This window comes from Lactobacillus helsingborgensis, assembly GCF_000970855.1.
GTDB lineage: Bacteria > Bacillota > Bacilli > Lactobacillales > Lactobacillaceae > Lactobacillus > Lactobacillus helsingborgensis.
Genome location: NZ_KQ034046.1, coordinates 589957 through 608000 on the forward strand (window position 1 = coordinate 589957; position 18044 = coordinate 608000).

Sequence of the window (18044 nt, forward strand, 5' to 3'; positions counted from 1 at the left end):
TAATCTTAAAAGGTTGATTGTGCAAGGAATAAATCCTATGGCTAAAGAAGTTTGAGGGTTGTGTATAGCTCAAAAAGGGCAAGAATGCTTAAACAAGGTAATCCTATGAAATTGCTATCATATATTTTATGTTAAAATGGATATGCTGTTGAGAAAGGAATTATTTCTATGAATTTTGATTGGGATAATTTTTTATGGCCTTATGATGAGGCCGTGCGAGAATTAAAGGTGAAGTTTCGTTCTTTGAGACAAAGTTTTTTGACTCAAGGGGAACATTCACCGATCGAATTTGTGGTCGGCAGAGTTAAAACTGTTGATTCAATTAAAGAAAAAATGCAAAGGCGTGTTATCAGTCCGGATGTGATTGAGACTGACATGCAGGATATAGCAGGGATACGAATAGTTTGTCAATTTGTAGATGATATATATAAAGTAGTAGACTTAATCCATGAGCGGGATGATATGGAAGTGATTGAAGAACGAGATTATGTTCAAAATGCTAAGCCTTCTGGTTATCGTTCTTACCATATGGTGATTTCATATACTGTCTATTTACCTACTGGATCAAAAAAATTGTTGGCAGAAATACAAATTAGAACTTTGGCAATGAATTTTTGGGCAACTGTCGAGCATACTTTAAATTATAAGTACCAAGGCTCTTACCCCAAAGATATTTCCCAAAGGCTAAAATCCACTGCAGAAACAGCCTATAAACTTGATGAAGAAATGTCTTTAATTAAAGATGAAGTGCAAGAGGCTCAGAAGGTTTTTACCAAAAACAAGGGTAAGGAAAAATAATGAGAATTACAATTGCCCATAACACTAATCAAGAAACTTTAAAAGTGGTAGCGCATTTGCGGAAATTATTAGAAACGAAAAAAGGGGTAGTTTTTGATGCCAAATACCCTGATGTGGTTATTACTGTTGGCGGTGATGGGACCCTAATTAATGCTTTTCATCGTTATGAAAATCAAATAAGCTCAATTCGTTTTATTGGCATTCATACTGGTCATCTCGGTTTTTATACTGACTGGCAAGGCCCTGATGTTGATAAGATGGTGGATGCACTGTTTTTACGAGAACCAGAATCGGCCGCTTATCCTTTGCTTGATGTAAATTTACTGACTGAAGCTGGCGAAAAAAAGCACTTTTTGGCATTAAATGAATCTGCAGTCAAACGGATATCCCATACACTTGAAGCCAAGGTTTATATAGATAACCAGCTGTTCGAAAATTTTCGGGGTGATGGTCTATGTATTTCCACGCCGACTGGGTCAACCGGCTATAACAAGTCAATTGGCGGGGCGGTGATCCATCCTCGGTTAAAAGCGCTGCAAATGGCTGAAATAGCTTCTATCAATAATCGTATTTTTAGAACGCTATCTTCACCCATTGTACTTGCGCCAGAGCAGTGGATTACAGTAGTGCCCAAGGCTGATCATTTTGTCATGACTATAGATGGGCGCCGCATCAATGTCCGTAATGCTAAGAGAATTGATTATCGTATTTCTAGCAAAGAAATACATTTTGATCGTTTTGGACATACTCATTTTTGGTCACGGGTTCAGAGTGCCTTTATTGGAGATGAAGATGACAGTATTTAAAGTTTTGGTACAAGATAAAGCCCCCAAAAAATTAGGGGCTTTTTTATTGAAAAATGGTTTTTCAAAAAGAGCTGTCAATAATGCCAAAAACGCTGGCGGTTTATTGCTGGTCAATCACAAAAGAAGATATACAAATTATCTTTTACATACAGGTGATGAAGTTATTTTCGTGCCGGGCAAAGAAAAGGATAATCCCTGGCTGGTCCCTTCACAAAAACCAGTGGATATTGTTAAAGAAACTGATAATTATTTAGTGGTTAATAAACCGGCTGGTATTTTATCCATACCCTCACGCTATGATGATAATGCAGTTGTTAATCAGGTTTTAGGCTATTTTGCTCAAAAAAATGAGCGTGGTGTCAAACCGCATGTTGTTACTCGCCTTGATCGCGATACGTCAGGTTTAGTTCTAATTGGTAAAAATGCTATTGCCCATTCACGTTTTAGTCAAATTCCTAAAACAGACTTTGTCAAAAAATATCATGCAATAGTTCACGGTAATTTTACTCAAAATGAACTTGCTGGCATAATTGATCAGCCAATTGGGCGGAAGGGAACTGCAATAGTGCGCTGTATTGACCCTGAAGGTAAGAGAGCCAAAACCGCTTATCAGGTTATTGCACAACGACCTGGTGCCAGTTTAGTTGAATTACGGTTATTTACCGGGCGGACGCATCAGATTCGTCTACACATGCAATATATTGGTCATCCTCTTTTTGGCGACCCCTTTTACGGTATAGAAGATGATTTTAGCCGCCAGGCACTAAGCTGCTTTTATTTAGAATTTCCTGATCCTTTTAATCCTGCCAAAAAAGTACAAATTGCGATCGCAGATGCATCGGATATGATGAAATTGTGGCAGAGTTTTAAAAAATGTTAGTAAAAAAAAGTTGCCTCTATATAGAGACAACTTTTTGTTTTATCAAATTATTCACTGAAAAGTACGCGTGTACCCTCAGGGACAAAAATATCTTTTTGGATAGGGGTGAGACAGCCGTTTTCTGCGTCACGAGTATATAAAGTAGCATTATCTGTATTTTGATTAGTAGCTACCACGTATTTCTCGCCCTCATCCCAGTTAAAGTCACGCGGAAATTCTCCAAAGGTTGAAATCCTTTGCCGTAATTGTAAGGTGTGATCAGCATTAACGGCGAAAACCGTAATAGTATCGTGACCCCGATTCGAAGTATAAATAAATTTGCCATCTCGGCTAATTTTAATTGCTGCTGAACCGTTATGATCAGAAAAATCATCGGGGATTGTTGAATAGGTGGCAATATTTTTAAAATGCCAGTTAGTTTCATCAATTGCTACCAAATTGATCTTGCTTGAAAGCTCTCCCACAACGTAAAAGTAACCACCATCAGGGCTAAAAACGATATGACGGGTCCCAAATCCCGGCTCATTTTGATATTTAGCCAAGTGTTTTAGTTTGTTGTTATTGAAACTATAAAAATCAACACAGTCATTGCCTAAATCACAACTCACTAAGTTGCCTTGAGGGGTTTCGTCAAAAAAGTGCGGGTGAGGGCCATCTGCTTGTTCTGGACAAGGACCAAGTGTGTCAGCTGTGTGTGTTACTGAATCTAAAAAGGTCAAACTACCATCCTGATCGTAAGAAAAGACGGCCAGGACAGCAGTGTGATAATTTGCTGTATAAAGCAGCTTTTTGTTTCTGTTGATCCCGATATAAGCTGGTGATGAACCAGGGGTCAAGTATGAATCTTTTTGCGTATATTGACCATTGACTAATTCAAATGAACTAATACCGCCTTTATCCCCAGCATTGTTAATAGTAAAGATGAATTTGTCATCTTGTACGAAATAAGTTGGTCCACCAACCTTAATTACTTCTTTAGCAGGCCCTATTTGCATTTCCAGGCCATCTGCTTTTTTAAGCGGCAATTCATAGATTCCTGTGGCCTTTTTTTTGGTATACCCGCCAATTAATAATTTCATGTTTGAAAAGCCTCCAATTTAATTTATAATTGTTCCAATAATTAGTATAGCATGACATGCAATTGTAAAAATTTTGAACAGCTCAACATATATAAAAAGTGTTAAAGTATGTTGTCAGTTATATTAGTTACTATCAACAAAAAAATATGAATTTAAGAGGTATGTCGAAAATGGATGAAAATAAAATTCGGGAGCTTTATGCCAAGAATGATATTTCTGAAGTTTATACTAATCTTCACTCATCTTCTGCAGGTCTGACCTCTGCAGAAGCAACCGCAAGATTAGAAAAATACGGTCGTAACGAAATTAAAAAGTCGCAAGAAGAATCAGAATGGAAAGCATTTTTTAAAAATTTCATCAGTATGATGGCAATTTTATTATGGATTTCTGGTTTAGTTGCTATGTTTAGCGGAACAATAGAGCTGGGAATTGCAATCTGGCTGGTTAATATTATTAACGGTCTCTTTAGTTTCTGGCAGGAGAGAGCAGCTAAGAGAGCCACAGATGCTTTGAATAATATGTTACCGACCTATGTTCAGGCCATACGTGACGGCAAAAAAATACAGATTGATGCTAAGGAATTAGTTCCGGGTGATGTTTTCATTCTACAAGCTGGTAATGCTATTCCAGCTGATGCCAGACTAATCACTGCTAATTCCATGCAGGTAGATCAAAGTGCTTTAAATGGTGAATCTGTTCCAGAATCTAAGACAACGGATTATGCTCCTGGAGAAGGCAGCTATGCGGAGACCGACTTGGTCTACTCCGGTACAACTGTTGGGTCTGGGACAGCACGTGCAATTGCTTTTGCCACGGGAATGAATACTGAATTTGGTAAAATTGCTCAGTTAACACAAAAGCAGAATAAGGTAGATAGTCCTTTGACTCAGGAACTCAACCGCTTAACTAAACAGTTATCCTTGATTGCTGTTTCGATTGGTATCGTCTTTTTGATCGCTGCCATTTTCTTTGTTAAATATCCGTTTGCTAAAGCATTTATTTTTGCTTTAGGGATGATTGTTGCGTTTATCCCAGAAGGATTATTGCCAACTGTTACTTTAAGTTTGGCTCAAGGGGTTAAGCGCATGGCTAAAAAGCATGCCATAGTTAAGGAATTAAACTCTGTTGAAACTCTGGGAGAAACTACGGTTATTTGTTCTGATAAAACTGGAACTTTAACTCAAAACCAAATGACTATCCACTATTTGTGGACTCTTAAAAATGAGTATAGAGTTACTGGTAATGGTTATGTGAATAACGGGCAAATTGAACTAAACGATAAACAGCTTTGGTACGAAGAAAACCCAGATTTACATAAACTGGTACAAATTGCATCTTTAGATAATGATACTGCTGTTCAGCCAAGTAAAGTAAGGGGTGGAAAGCCCAAGATCTTGGGAACGCCTACCGAGGCCTCTTTAATTATCATGGCTGAAAAAGCCGGCTTTGATCGGCAAAAGGTTTTGGTCAAATACCCCCGCTTACGTGAGTTACCGTTTGATTCTAACAGAAAGCGGATGTCTACTATTCATCGCTGGAATGATCACCAATATATTATTTTTACTAAAGGCTCATTCAGTGATGTGATCAAACAATGTGATCAAGTTCAGGTTGACGGTAAAATTCGGGAAATGACCCGTGATGATAAGAAACGTGCTCAACAATATAATGCTGAATATGCTGCTAAAGGATTAAGAAGTATGGCGATGGCTTATAGAATTGTTGACAAAGTAGATACCGATGTCACTAAGTTAACCATCGAGTCAGCTGAACAGCACCTAGTGTTTGTTGGACTTACCACTATGAGCGACCCACCACGTCCAGAGATATACAATGCAGTCAAACGTTGCCATGAAGCAAAAATCAAAATCATTATGGTTACGGGTGATTCGAAATTAACTGCAAAATCTGTTGCGGTGCAGATTGGTCTAACTTCTGATAAAGCTCGGGTTATTTCTGGTGACGAACTAGAGTCTATGAGCGATGCTGATTTACGTGAGGCCTTAAAAGGCGAAGTTATTTTTGCCAGAGTTGCACCTGAACAAAAATACAAAGTTGTTAAAACATTGCAGGAGAATGGCGAAATCGTCGCGTCTACCGGTGACGGAGTTAATGATGCTCCTGCATTAAAACAAGCGGATATTGGTATTGCAATGGGTTTGTCGGGTACTGATGTTGCTAAAGATGCGGCCAATATTATCCTAACAGATGATAACTTTGCTTCGATTGTAGCCGCAATCGAAGAAGGTAGAGCCGTTTATAGTAATATTCGCAAATTTTTGACCTATATTTTAACTTCAAATGTACCTGAGGCCTTTCCTTCAATCTTGTTCCTGTTTTCAGGAGGTGCAATACCACTGCCAATGACTGTTATGCAGATTCTAACAGTCGATTTAGGAACGGATATGCTTCCAGCATTGGGATTAGGAGAAGAAGCAGTTGATCCCGATGTTATGAAACAAGCACCGCGGCAGCGCAACGAACACTTGCTTAATAGAAGCGTCATTATCAAGGCATTTTTATGGTATGGTTTGATTTCCAGCGCGATTTCAGTCGGAGCTTATTTCTTCGTCAATTTTCAAAATGGATGGCCACAAAATCCGTTAGCCGCTAGCGGCCAAGTTTACATGCGTGCTACTACTATGGTATTAGGGGCAATCATTTTTACGCAAATCGCTAACGTATTGAACTGTAGAACAAACAAGGTTTCACTTTTCAAAAAAGGCTTGTTTAGTAATAAGAGTATTTGGTTTGGGATCCTTTTCGAAATTCTTTTATTCTTTTTATTAACGGTTACTCCAGGGCTGCAACAGTTATTTAATACCACTAGATTATTACCTGTTGACTGGATATTCCTATTTTGTTTACCAGTACCGCTGGTCATAATTGATGAAATAAAGAAATGGCTTTTATATCATCAAAAATAAAGAAGTCACAAAGAAAACCGCTTATATATTAGTTAAGCGGTTTTTGTTATGCTAAAATTAGAGCTTAAGGAGAGCAAAAAATGAAGTGGACAGCAACTATTACAAAAATTGGTAAACAAGCTATTGAACCTAAGGGTAATATGGTGATTTTATTTGGCGAAAATGTTACTCCAGAACTGGTAGACGTTTCCGTTATTCAAAAATTTGATCCTCAAACCCCTTTAGCTAGTTTTATTATGAAAAAAGGCGACACAATTACAATTGATGGTCAAACCTATGTGGCCGATTTTGTCGGTGCCATGGTTACCAGTGATATGCGCGCTTTGGGTCATGTCACATTATTTTTTAATCAGAAAAAGTCTAAAAATCCTTTAGCAAATGCCGTATATTTCACAATAGAGGATAAGCAGACAATGCCTGAATTTAAAATTGGCGATGATATTGTATATGAACACATTTGATTAGGATGATTTGATGGACTACGAGAAAAAACATAAAAAGAGAACCATCTTTCAAAAATGGTTTTTAAATAACAGATTTAGTATTGCTTTACTAAATATTTTGTTGTTCTTCCTTGTAATTTGGTTATTCAACAAAATTTCATTTGTTCTGAACCCGGCAAAAGTTTTCGTGAGTGCAATTTTACCACCATTGATGCTGGCTTTAATTCAATTTTATATTATGAACCCGCTGGTAGACATTTTAGAGCGGAAATTTAAGGTGCCGAGACTGATTACAATCTTGGGACTATTTATTCTAGTGGCAATTTTATTGGTTTGGATTGTGAATACTTTACTACCAATAGTTCAAAGTCAAATTAATTCTTTAATTGTACATTGGCCGCATATTTGGAAAGATGCGACCAACGCTGTGCAGGATGCACTAAGTAATCCACAGCTTCATAGTGTGAAGGGCAACATTAACGATGCTATTAATCGTGCACAAGATATGCTCTTTAAGTCAGGTCATGAGGCAGTCAATGCGGCGTTAAGCAACATTTCGTCAGCAATTAGTGTAGTGACTATTATCGTTATGACTTTACTTACAGCACCCTTTATTCTGTTTTTTATGTTAAAAGATGCTCATAACTTGCGCCCATACTTAATGCAATTTGCTCCAAAGCGCTGGCAAAAAAGTTTCGGTGAACTTCTTTACGATATTAATACTGCACTGGCATCTTATATTAGGGGACAGCTTACTGTTGCCTTTTGGGTCGGAGTCATGTTTGCCATTGGTTACAGTATTATTGGCCTGCCGTACGGCATTGCCCTTGCAGTTTTAAGCGGTATTCTTAACCTTATTCCATATTTTGGTACTTTTATTTCCTTTATACCTGTAATCGTGATTGCTATCATGCTTTCTGTACCAATGGTAATTAAAGTTTTGGTTGTTTTTGCAATCGAACAGACCATTGAATCAAGGGTTATTAGTCCTTTGGTAATGGGAAACAAGATGGAGATGCACCCGGTAACCACTATTTTATTATTAATAGGTTCAAGTTCTGTTTGGGGACTTTGGGGCGTCATCTTTGGTATCCCAATTTATGCTATTTTAAAAATCATTATTTTACGTGTGTATAATTACTATCGTAAAGTTTCACAAGTTTTTAGAGAAGATGAGGTCGAAGAAACTGTACCAGTGATTTCTGATAACGACAAAAGTGTCAACGGAGATCAAGCTGAAAAAAAGTCTAAAAAATAAATTCGGTTTTTAGTGAATTTTTGGTTAAGGAGAAGAAAGAGATTGACAAATCACGTAGTTTTATATGAACCACTAATGCCTGCAAATACAGGTAATATTGCCCGAACATGTGCTGGAACTAATACTGTTCTTGACCTGATTGAGCCCCTTGGGTTTCAAATTGATAATAAAAAGATGAAACGGGCCGGACTAGACTACTGGGATAAAGTAGATGTTCGGCTACATGATGATCTTAACGCTTTTTTAAATCAACTTGGCCCCAATGATGAAATGTACCTTATTTCCAAGTTTTCATCTAAAAATTACGCGCAAGTTGATTATACTGATCCCGCAAAAAATTATTATTTTGTATTTGGCAAAGAAACTACTGGTTTACCAGAAACGTTTATGCGAGAATATTATGAACGCAATTTGCGCATCCCGATGTCCAATAATATTCGTTGCTATAATCTAGCTAATTCAGTGGCAATTGTTTTACTTGAAGCTTTGCGGCAGCAAGGTTTTCCTAATTTGGAAACTTCTCATCATTATGAAAATGATAAGTTGAAGGACAGCTATAATCGCCCTGAACGCTATGAACGCAATTTAGGAGGAAAATAAGATGGATTTTGAAAAAGAAACTCCTGTTTTGGTTAAAAATTTCCATTATGACATTAATGAAGAACCTGAAGTCAAGGATCAGGTGAACTTTGGTCTTAAAAAAGTCGAAAAGCAAAATGAAGATGGTACAACTGACGCTGGTGTAGATGGCAGTTATTTTGACGTTACCGTTGTTTTCGATGTTGCACCAGCACCAGGAGAATTTGCAGTTAGTGGCATGATTAGTCAGATTGTCAAAATAAAAGATTATTTTGGCGATGGGAGCGATCTCGGCAAGGCTGATTACCAGCTTCTTAGCCGTCCCCTAGTTGAATACATTGAAACTTTAACTTATGAAGTTACTCAGATTACTCTTGATAAACCAGTTAATTTGAACTTCAAAGCTAATTTTTAAGTTGTGAACTGGTAAGATCATGCCTAGAAAGAAAAGGAGAAAAAATACCAAAGTCGCCAACAAGAAACAGACCAATGGGCTCATGTGGGCAATTATTGGACTTGCTCAAATTATTATTGCTGTCTTAGCTTTTGCTAAATTTGGAATGTTAGGAAAGCAAATTGCCAATGTGTTTCGGCTCTTTTTTGGCGATTCTTATTTACTTGCCGCTGGAATTTGCATTATTTTTGGTTTGGTGATGCTTATTTATAACAAGCCAATGCATTTTAAATTTAAGCGCAGCTGTGGCCTATTTTTAGCTATTTTAGGTTTTTTGCTGATTCAAAGTAGCCTCTTTTTTGAACATGAATTGGTAAATAATGCTTTTATGAATGCTTTTTGGCATGAAATGGCAGCAGAGTTTAGCAGAATAGCAGTGACTAAATCTGTGGGCGGCGGCATAATTGGAGCATTGTGCTATCAAATATTTTATCCGCTGCTGGGGCATATTGGTTTAAGAATTATCGCCATTTTGCTAATTCCTAGTGGCATCTTGATGTTTTTTGACGTTAAATTTGCTACGCTGATCAAGAAATTTCAATCCTTCAGCCAACTTTTTATAAACAAGAATAAAGCAGCTGGTTCTAAGATAAAAGACAAGTACAGTTTATTAAAGGAAAAACAGGAACAAAAAAAAGAGCAGGAAAATGCACGCAATTTGCGTGATCCGCTTTCTGATAATTCAACAATTTTTCCCGACGTAGAAGACTTTTCAGTTGATGATGTTCCAACTGAAAATAGTACTGCTGCAACTGGCGTAAATGATTTTGATTCCGGCAGTGCTGAATTTGATGATGTCCCTGAACATGAGCCAGTAGAGCCGCAGATACAAGTTGCCAGCCAAAATAATATTGCTAAGAAGCAAACTCATCAGGAACCGTTAAAAAATGCTACTAAATTACCACGCTCTCATTCATTTATTGCAGAAGATCAAAAACTTAAGCAGGATTTAGAAGCTGTTGATCATGGCGAATTTAATAAAGAGCAAGAAGTAAGTGCAGATTACCAAAAGCCACCGCTAAACTTGCTCGACAATGTGAGAAATATTGATCAAAGTACTGATAAAGCTCTTATTCGTCAAAATACGCAAACTTTACAATCAACATTTAAGAGTTTTGGCGTCAAGGTAATTATCAAAAGGGCAATTTTAGGTCCAACAATTACGCGTTATGAGGTTCAGCCTGCGGTTGGTGTCAAGGTTAGTCGTATAGTCAATTTAGCTGACGATTTGGCACTGGCCTTGGCCGCCAAAGATATTAGAATAGAAGCACCTATACCAGGTAAGCCCTATATTGGTATAGAAGTGCCAAACAAAAATACTTCAGTGGTGGCATTTAAAGATGTTATGCAAAGTCAAGACAGGAAGGCTAAAAAGGATCCAATGCAGGTGCCTTTAGGTAAAGACGTAAGTGGTCAGACCATTTCTGCTGATTTGACTAAAATGCCCCATCTTTTAATTGCCGGCTCGACCGGATCAGGAAAATCCGTAGCCATAAATACCATTTTAACCAGCATTTTGATGAAGGCATTACCAGATCAGGTCAAACTGATTTTAATTGACCCTAAAATGGTTGAACTTTCTGTTTACAATGGGGTGCCCCATTTATTAATTCCGGTTGTGACGGATGCCAAACTTGCGGCAAATGCACTAAGTAAAGCTGTCAAAGAAATGGAACGCCGTTATAAGCTTTTTGCAGCTGGTGGCGCCCGTAATATGAGCGAATATAATGAAAAAGTGCAGCTTAATAATCAAGATAAGTCAAAGCCGGCTATGAAACCTCTACCTTATATTTTGGTTGTAGTTGACGAACTTAGTGACTTAATGATGGTTGGTGGTCGTGATGTTGAAGGTGCTATTGTACGTTTAGGGCAAATGGCTCGTGCTGCCGGTATTCACATGATTTTGGCAACGCAAAGGCCAAGTGTGGACGTCATTACCGGATTGATTAAAGCAAATGTCCCTTCACGTATCTCTTTTGCAGTTTCAAGTGGAATTGATTCACGAACTATTTTGGATCAAACTGGTGCTGAAAAATTGCTGGGCAGAGGAGATATGCTCTATATGCCTGTTGGTGCTTCAAAGCCTGAACGTATTCAAGGGGCGTTTGTTTCTTCTCATGAAGTTGAAAATGTAATTTCATGGGTCAAAAAGCAGCAAAAGCCGGAGTATGACAAAGGAATGATTCCGCAAAAGGGTCAAGAAACCTCTGAAAATAAAGAAGAAGAACCTGAAGATGAATTTTATGATCAAGCCGTTGACCTGGTCAGACGGCAGCAAACTGCCAGTGTCTCTCTTTTACAAAGGAGATTCCGTATTGGCTATAACCGTGCTGCCAGAATAGTCGATGCTATGGAAGAAAAGGGCGTAGTAGGTCCATCTGAAGGCTCTAAACCACGTCAAGTATTGTTACCACCTAAAAAAGAAGGCGAACAGGACTAATTTTTAAGAAAGTTTATTGACTCGTTTTAATAGTTCAAATTTACAAAAAAATAATGGTAAAATAAAATCGAATATGAATGCATAACTGATTTTGTTCTATAATGACAGACATTTACTGCTGTGCGGTCATCTTCAAAATCTGAATTCATAAAAATAAGTTTAAAAGGAATGTTGTAATTGCAACGAGCGATAGTATTTGGTGCAACTGGTGGGATCGGTCAGGCAATATGCACAGACTTGGCCAGTGCTGGTTGGTCACTTTATGTCCATTGCAGTCAAAATTGGCAAAAAGCCTGCACAATAGCTCAAAAATTAAGTCGTAAATATCCCCAGCAGGATTTTATTCCTGTCAAACTTAATTTTCTGGCTAAAAATGACGAATTAAAAGAATTTGTTAACGGGCTTTTACCAGTTAATGCCGCTGTTTTTGCTCAGGGTATTACAGATTATAACTTTGTCAGCAGTCAATCTTTGACGAGAGTTGATGAAATTTTACAAGTCAATTTGACTGTGCCGGTTAAATTAATTGGGCTGCTTGAGCCAGCTTTGATTAAAAATGATTATAGTCGAATTGTATTTCTGGGCTCTGTTTATGGTGGCTCTGGAAGTGCTATGGAGGCAGTTTATAGTACTTCCAAAGCTGGGCTTGCTCGTTTTGCACAAGCTTATGCCCGTGAAGTCGCTTCAGCTAATTTAACTGTTAATGTCGTTGCCCCGGGAGCTGTGAATACTGCAATGAATTCAATGCTCGCTCCTGAAGCAATGGAAGAAGTTAAAGGCGAAATACCAGCTGGCAGGTTAGCTGAAGGCAAAGATATTTCTTATTGGGTTAAAACGCTACTTGATGCCCAATCCAGCTATTTAACTGGGCAGACAATTTACGTCAGCGGCGGCTGGCTTATTTAAATATAAAAATAATATTGAGTATATGTTATACTCAAAGAGTAAATTATAGATTTAAAGAGGTAACTATGGCAGATATCGGAGATAAATTACGCAGTGCCAGAGAGGCAAAGGGACTTTCAATTGAAGATATTGAAAAAGCAACCAAGATTCAAGGCAGATATCTGACGGCAATTGAGCAAAATGATTTTGATAAACTTCCTGGTGATTTTTACGTAAGAGCTTTTATCAGGCAATATGCTCAAATAGTTGGATTAGACGGCAAAAAGCTTTTAAGTGAATATCATGATGATATTCCTAAATCTGAGCCAGATGAGTTTGTTGAAGATTCAATTGATAATAAAAGCGAAGAAGTTAGCAAGACAACCAATAGTAAGAAAAAGATCTGGCAAGATTACCTTCCGCGGATTATCGTTGGGTTAGGAATTGTTGTCGTTATTCTAGTCTGCTATGTTGTCTATGCCCATTTTTCATCCAGTCGCAATGACAATAATAATGCTGCTAACGATGTAACAGTTTCTTCTGATAATGGCAAACGTCATCATAAGACTAAAAAAGTTAAAAAGAAGACTGTTAAAATTAAAGAATTAGCTACAAATCAATATCAGATTACTGGTTTAAAAAATAATCGTAATTTAGTTGTGCGTGCTGGTAATCAGGCAACTACTGTTTCAATAGCAATGAACGGAGTTAACCAAAGTAGTCAAACTTTGACTGCGGGTCAAAAGCACACGTTGAGAATTCCTGAAACAGCACAAACAGTGGTTGTGACTTTTAGTAACGCGCTAAGTACGTCTATTACAATTTGTGGCAGAAAAGTACCATATAACGCTCAAAGTTCAAATCTTGCTTTAACTTTCTATATTGGTAAGAGAACTAATAGTCAAACTAACCAAACTCAGCAGAATCAAAATAATTCTGGTACCACAAATCATAATTCTGAACATAATAGTTCAACTAACCAAAATCAAGAACATAATCAGTCTACTACCAACCATAATAACGGCAGCAGCACTAATAATTCTGGTTCAACAAGTGGTCAACAAAACAATCAAACTAACCAAAATAACCAGAATAATAATCAATCAAATCACGAAAATAATCAGACGAATAACAACCAAAATACCAATACTCATAGCGGTCATTCTGGAAATAATTCATCTGATGGAAATGATCGTAATGAATAGTTATTATAGTGGGAGGAAAAGTTAAGAATGAATTTGCCTAATAAGTTGACGGTTTTTAGAATTTTGCTAATACCAGTCTTTATGTTAATTGTTATTTTCGGTGGTAATGCCAGTTTTCAATTTGCTGGGAAAACTATCTACTGGAAATTAATTATTGCTGCTATTGTTTTTGCAGTTGCTTCAGCAACTGATTGGTTTGATGGTCACATTGCCAGATCACGCAATTTGGTTACTAATTTCGGTAAATTTGCTGATCCGCTGGCAGACAAAATGCTTACCATGACAGCTTTTATCATGTTAATTTCCTTGAAATTAGCTCCAGCATGGGTAATAGCTATTATTGTTTGTCGCGAATTGGCTGTTACTGGCTTACGACTGATATTGGCAGAAAACAAAGGGCAAGTTATGGCAGCTGCTATGCCCGGTAAAATAAAAACTACTTGCCAAATGTTATCCATCATTTTTCTATTAATTGGTGATATCTATAATATTGGTACAATCTTGCTTTACATAGCTTTGATCTTTACTATTTACTCTGGTTGGGATTATTTCCACAGCTCATGGGATGTTTTTGAAGGCTCCATGTAAATTAAGTAAAAATTAAATATTAAAAAAACACTAACCATGTTAGTGTTTTTTTGCATGAATTCAGGATCATACTCTGCTGTTAAGATGAAAGGTGATTGCTTAAGCGTAATTTAATTGTTAGGATTAAATTAAAAGAATATTGAAGAAGGGGGAAATTTTATGGTAGAAAAAATACCAGTGGTTGAATTTAAGGATGTGTCCAAAATATATCCTAAGATGAAGAATCCAGCTGTTAATCATATTAGTTTTGAAATTGATCAGGGTGATTTTTGCTGCCTGATTGGCACCTCTGGTTCAGGAAAGACTACTTTGATGCGAATGATCAATCGCATGAACAGTGTAACTAAAGGTGAAGTACTTGTTAACGGAAAAAATGTCAAAAGTTTTAATCCCGTCAATTTAAGACGTCACATTGGTTATGTGATTCAAAATAATGGCCTAATGCCACATATGACGATCAAAGAAAACATCGTTCTAGTTCCTAAATTGTTGAAGTGGCCTAAAGAAAAGTTGAATGACGAGGCTAAAAAATTAATTAAAATGGCTGAATTACCAGAATCATATTTGGATCGTTATCCAACTGAACTTTCTGGTGGGCAGCAACAAAGAATTGGTGTAGTTCGTGCACTAGCAGCTAATCAAAATTTAATCTTAATGGATGAGCCTTTTGGAGCTTTGGATCCTATAACGCGGGAAAGTTTGCAAAATTTGGTGCAAAGCTTGCAAATGCAATTAGGCAAAACAATTGTTTTTGTAACTCATGATATGGATGAAGCTTTAAAGTTAGCTACTAAGGTAGTTGTATTACACGATGGAGAGCTGGTACAAGTAGGAACACCAGATCAAATATTGCATCATCCGGCAAATGAATATGTCAAAAGCTTAATTGGTAAAGAACGTTTATCAGAAGCAAAATACGAAACTGTTAAAGTCAAAAACGTGATGTTAACTAATCCGACAAAAATTGATTTGGGTGCTTCACTGTCTGATGCTTTGACAATGATGAAAGAAAATCGTGTGGACACTCTTTTAGTAGTAGATCATGATGATCATTTAAAGGGCTATATTTCAATTGATGATCTTCAACGTAACTATTCCCCAACAAATAGTGTTAGTGATATTTTAATAACCAAACTAAGTACAGTAGGACCTGAAGAATATTTGCGTGATAACTTCAGTCGCATTATGAGTCGGAACAAGAGTTATATACCTGTCATTAATTCAGATAAAAAATTAGTTGGTATTGTGACCCGCTCAAGTTTAGTTAACGTAGTTTATGAAAAGATATGGGGAGATAAAAGCCCATTAAAACAGCAATCAGAAAAAGAGGCGAAATAATATGTCTGCCTTTTTTGTACAACATGGTTCGGAACTATTAGTCAAAACGTGGCAGCAAATATACATTTCTGCCATTTCTTTAGCTTTGGGAATAATTGTTGCTATTCCCTTAAGTATTATTTTAATGAAATTTCCGCGAGTAGCTAAAATAGTAATTGCTATTGCTAGTATGTTACAAACCATTCCGGCTTTGGCACTTCTGGCAATGATGATTCCTTTCTTTGGCGTAGGGCGCTTGCCAGCAATAATAGCACTTTTTTTGTATAGTCTAATGCCTATTTTACGTAATACTTATGTTGGTCTCACCGGGGTAAATCAAGATACGATAGATTCTGCCCGAGGTTTAGGTATGACTAATATGCAATTAATTTTAAAAGTTGATATTCCTTTAGCAATGCCTGTCATTATGGCGGGAATCAGACTCTCTGCTATTTATGTTATTGCATGGGCTACTCTTGCTTCATATATTGGAGCAGGTGGTTTGGGCGACTTTATTTTTAACGGACTTAGTCTATATCAAACTGACCTAATTTTTGGGGGTACTATTCCTGTAATTATTTTAGCCCTGTTAACAGATTATCTATTAGGTAAACTTGAACGTAAACTAACGCCAAAGGGAATATAGGGAGGTGCTAATCATGAAAAGATATTTGCAAAAAATATTAGTGATGATTACTGCCTTTTTAATAATGATAACCACGAGTGCATGTGGATTACCCGGTCTTTCCGATAGTGAAGGCAGTCAAGAAAATATCAGAATAACGGCACTTACTACTACTGAATCTCAAGTTATGGCCAATATCATTGCGCAACTTATTGAACACGAAACATCATATAAAACCTCAATAGTTAATAATTTGGGCTCTGCACCAATGCAGCATCAAGCTTTATATCGTCATGATGCTGATATACAAGCTGCCGCTTACGATGGTGGCGAACTAACTGCCAATCTATTGTTACCGGCAATTAAAGATTCTCAAAAAGCAAATAACACTGTCAGACGGGAAGTAAAGAAAAGATGGGATCAAACTTATTTACACACCTATGGCTTTGCAAATAATTATGCTTTTATGGTGAGAGCCAAAGACCAAAAGAAATATCACCTTTACAAAATTTCTGATTTAAAAAAGGTCAAAGATAAGTTTTCTGTTGGTATAGCTTCTGAGTGGATCAATGCTCCCGGTGTGGGTTATCCTGCATTTCAAACGGCCTATGGCATTACTTTTACTAAAGCTCATCCTATGAATATTGGCTTGGTATATTCTGCTTTAAAGAGCGGCAAAATGGATGTCATCTTGGGTTATTCTACGGATGGCCGCATCGACAGTTATCACCTGCACTTATTAAAAGATGATAAACATTTCTTTCCCCCATATAATTGTGGCATGTTAATTAATAATTATATATTAAGGCAGCACCCTGAATTAAAACCAATACTGAAACGCTTGGTTGGAAATGTAAGTGTGCATGATATTCGTAAAATGAATTACCAAGTAGATGATAAACTGCTTGAACCAGCTACTGTAGCTCACCAGTTCTTGGTAAAGCATAATTACTTTAGGGGGGAGAAATAATGTCTCATTTATCTTTATGGCAACAATTTATTTATTATTACGCCCATAATGGCAGTTACGTATTAACACAATTTAATCGCACTTTTTTAATTTCAATTTACGGTGTTCTATTTGCTGCGGTGATCGGTATTCCTGTGGGAATTTTTATCTCTCGTAATGGTCATTTAGGTGATTTTGTGGTTGGAATTGCCAACTTTATCCAAACCATTCCTTCCCTTGCTCTCTTATCTATTGTCATGATTGGTTTAGGGTTAGGCGTTATGACTGTTATTGTCACTGTAACGCTTTATTCACTTTTGCCCATAATTAAAAACACTTATACTGGCATGAGTAACGTCAACAAAAACGTCATTGATTCAGGAAAAGGAATGGGCATGACTAAGTTTCAGTTACTTTATATGGTGCGCTTGCCTTTATCGATGTCTGTGATAATAGCCGGTTTAAAAAATGCGCTGGTAATTGCTATTGGTATTACATCAATTGGCTCATTTGTCGGTGCTGGCGGATTAGGTGACATCATTATTCGTGGTACTAATGCCACTAATGGTAGTGCAATTATATTAGCTGGTGCTCTCCCTACAGCCTTGATGGCGATTTTAGCTGACATTATTTTGAATTTTCTCCAAAAACTGTTACAACCAAAAGGGTTAAAGAAAATAAATTAAAAAAAGGCCGAAAATTTTGCGTAATTATTATTGTGAATAAAAATATTAAACATTTGTTCGCTTTTTCCTTGCAAATATACACTAAAGCAAAGTATAATTATTAGGTACTAAAATAATGAAACTAA

General features: G+C 37.0%; 17 protein-coding genes. 16 read left to right on the forward strand and 1 reads right to left on the reverse strand.

The features are described from left to right. Positions 1-168: 168 nt before the first annotated feature. The 3 genes from yjbM to JF73_RS02905 are packed head-to-tail and all read left to right on the forward strand — an operon-like array spanning position 169 to position 2484. Complete coding sequence (gene yjbM / locus JF73_RS02895) at positions 169-798, forward strand: GTP diphosphokinase (RefSeq protein ID WP_038521832.1); 630 nt, start codon at positions 169-171, stop codon at positions 796-798. Further along, positions 798-1604: an NAD kinase gene (locus JF73_RS02900; protein WP_046326901.1), complete on the forward strand. Its 807-nt coding sequence runs from the start codon at positions 798-800 to the stop codon at positions 1602-1604. The genes yjbM and JF73_RS02900 overlap by 1 nt, the downstream gene beginning before the upstream one ends. Further along, positions 1591-2484, forward strand: coding sequence for an RluA family pseudouridine synthase (locus tag JF73_RS02905; RefSeq protein ID WP_046326902.1), 894 nt, complete (start codon positions 1591-1593; stop codon positions 2482-2484). Before JF73_RS02900 ends, JF73_RS02905 begins: the two co-directional genes overlap by 14 nt. 47 nt (positions 2485-2531) lie before the next feature. Here the strand turns inward: JF73_RS02905 and JF73_RS02910 are convergent, their stop codons facing one another. Continuing rightward, positions 2532-3563 carry a lactonase family protein gene (locus JF73_RS02910; RefSeq protein ID WP_046326903.1) on the reverse strand — a complete coding sequence of 344 codons (1032 nt, stop codon included), beginning with the start codon at positions 3561-3563 and terminating at the stop codon, positions 2532-2534. A gap of 170 nt (positions 3564-3733) precedes the next feature. Between JF73_RS02910 and JF73_RS02915 the strand changes: the two genes are divergently transcribed. The 13 genes from JF73_RS02915 (at position 3734) to JF73_RS02975 (ending at position 17919) form a co-directional block, all read left to right on the forward strand. Continuing rightward, positions 3734-6490, forward strand: a complete 2757-nt coding sequence (locus tag JF73_RS02915) for a cation-translocating P-type ATPase (RefSeq protein ID WP_046326904.1) — start codon at positions 3734-3736, stop codon at positions 6488-6490. An 80-nt stretch (positions 6491-6570) separates the two neighbouring features. Continuing rightward, positions 6571-6951 carry a PTS glucitol/sorbitol transporter subunit IIA gene (locus tag JF73_RS02920; RefSeq protein WP_046326905.1) on the forward strand — a complete coding sequence of 127 codons (381 nt, stop codon included), beginning with the start codon at positions 6571-6573 and terminating at the stop codon, positions 6949-6951. 13 nt (positions 6952-6964) lie between these two features. Then, entirely contained in the window at positions 6965-8191 is a 1227-nt protein-coding gene (locus JF73_RS02925) for an AI-2E family transporter (protein ID WP_046326906.1), read from the forward strand. A 42-nt stretch (positions 8192-8233) separates the two neighbouring features. Further along, a complete protein-coding gene (locus JF73_RS02930) occupies positions 8234-8791 on the forward strand; it encodes a tRNA (cytidine(34)-2'-O)-methyltransferase (protein WP_038521850.1) in 558 nt (185 codons plus the stop codon). A gap of 1 nt (position 8792) precedes the next feature. After that, positions 8793-9185 carry a DUF1149 family protein gene (locus JF73_RS02935; RefSeq protein ID WP_038521853.1) on the forward strand — a complete coding sequence of 131 codons (393 nt, stop codon included), beginning with the start codon at positions 8793-8795 and terminating at the stop codon, positions 9183-9185. Between the two features lie 19 nt (positions 9186-9204). Then, positions 9205-11664 carry an FtsK/SpoIIIE family DNA translocase gene (locus JF73_RS02940; protein ID WP_046326907.1) on the forward strand — a complete coding sequence of 820 codons (2460 nt, stop codon included), beginning with the start codon at positions 9205-9207 and terminating at the stop codon, positions 11662-11664. 177 nt (positions 11665-11841) lie between these two features. Continuing rightward, a complete protein-coding gene (gene ymfI / locus JF73_RS02945) occupies positions 11842-12570 on the forward strand; it encodes an elongation factor P 5-aminopentanone reductase (protein WP_046326908.1) in 729 nt (242 codons plus the stop codon). A 65-nt stretch (positions 12571-12635) separates the two neighbouring features. Then, positions 12636-13754: a helix-turn-helix domain-containing protein gene (locus tag JF73_RS02950; RefSeq protein ID WP_046326909.1), complete on the forward strand. Its 1119-nt coding sequence runs from the start codon at positions 12636-12638 to the stop codon at positions 13752-13754. Positions 13755-13781: 27 nt separating this feature from the next. Next, a complete protein-coding gene (pgsA, locus tag JF73_RS02955; protein ID WP_038521864.1) occupies positions 13782-14342 on the forward strand; it encodes a CDP-diacylglycerol--glycerol-3-phosphate 3-phosphatidyltransferase in 561 nt (186 codons plus the stop codon). 159 nt (positions 14343-14501) lie between these two features. Beyond that, positions 14502-15680, forward strand: coding sequence for an ABC transporter ATP-binding protein (locus JF73_RS02960; protein ID WP_046326910.1), 1179 nt, complete (start codon positions 14502-14504; stop codon positions 15678-15680). 1 nt (position 15681) lies between these two features. Further along, positions 15682-16305 carry an ABC transporter permease gene (locus tag JF73_RS02965; protein WP_038521870.1) on the forward strand — a complete coding sequence of 208 codons (624 nt, stop codon included), beginning with the start codon at positions 15682-15684 and terminating at the stop codon, positions 16303-16305. 13 nt (positions 16306-16318) lie between these two features. After that, complete coding sequence (locus JF73_RS02970; protein WP_038521872.1) at positions 16319-17254, forward strand: osmoprotectant ABC transporter substrate-binding protein; 936 nt, start codon at positions 16319-16321, stop codon at positions 17252-17254. After that, the gene (locus tag JF73_RS02975; protein WP_038521875.1) at positions 17254-17919 is read left to right on the forward strand and encodes an ABC transporter permease; all 666 of its coding nucleotides are present in this window, start codon (positions 17254-17256) and stop codon (positions 17917-17919) included. The genes JF73_RS02970 and JF73_RS02975 overlap by 1 nt, the downstream gene beginning before the upstream one ends. Positions 17920-18044 lie beyond the last annotated feature (125 nt).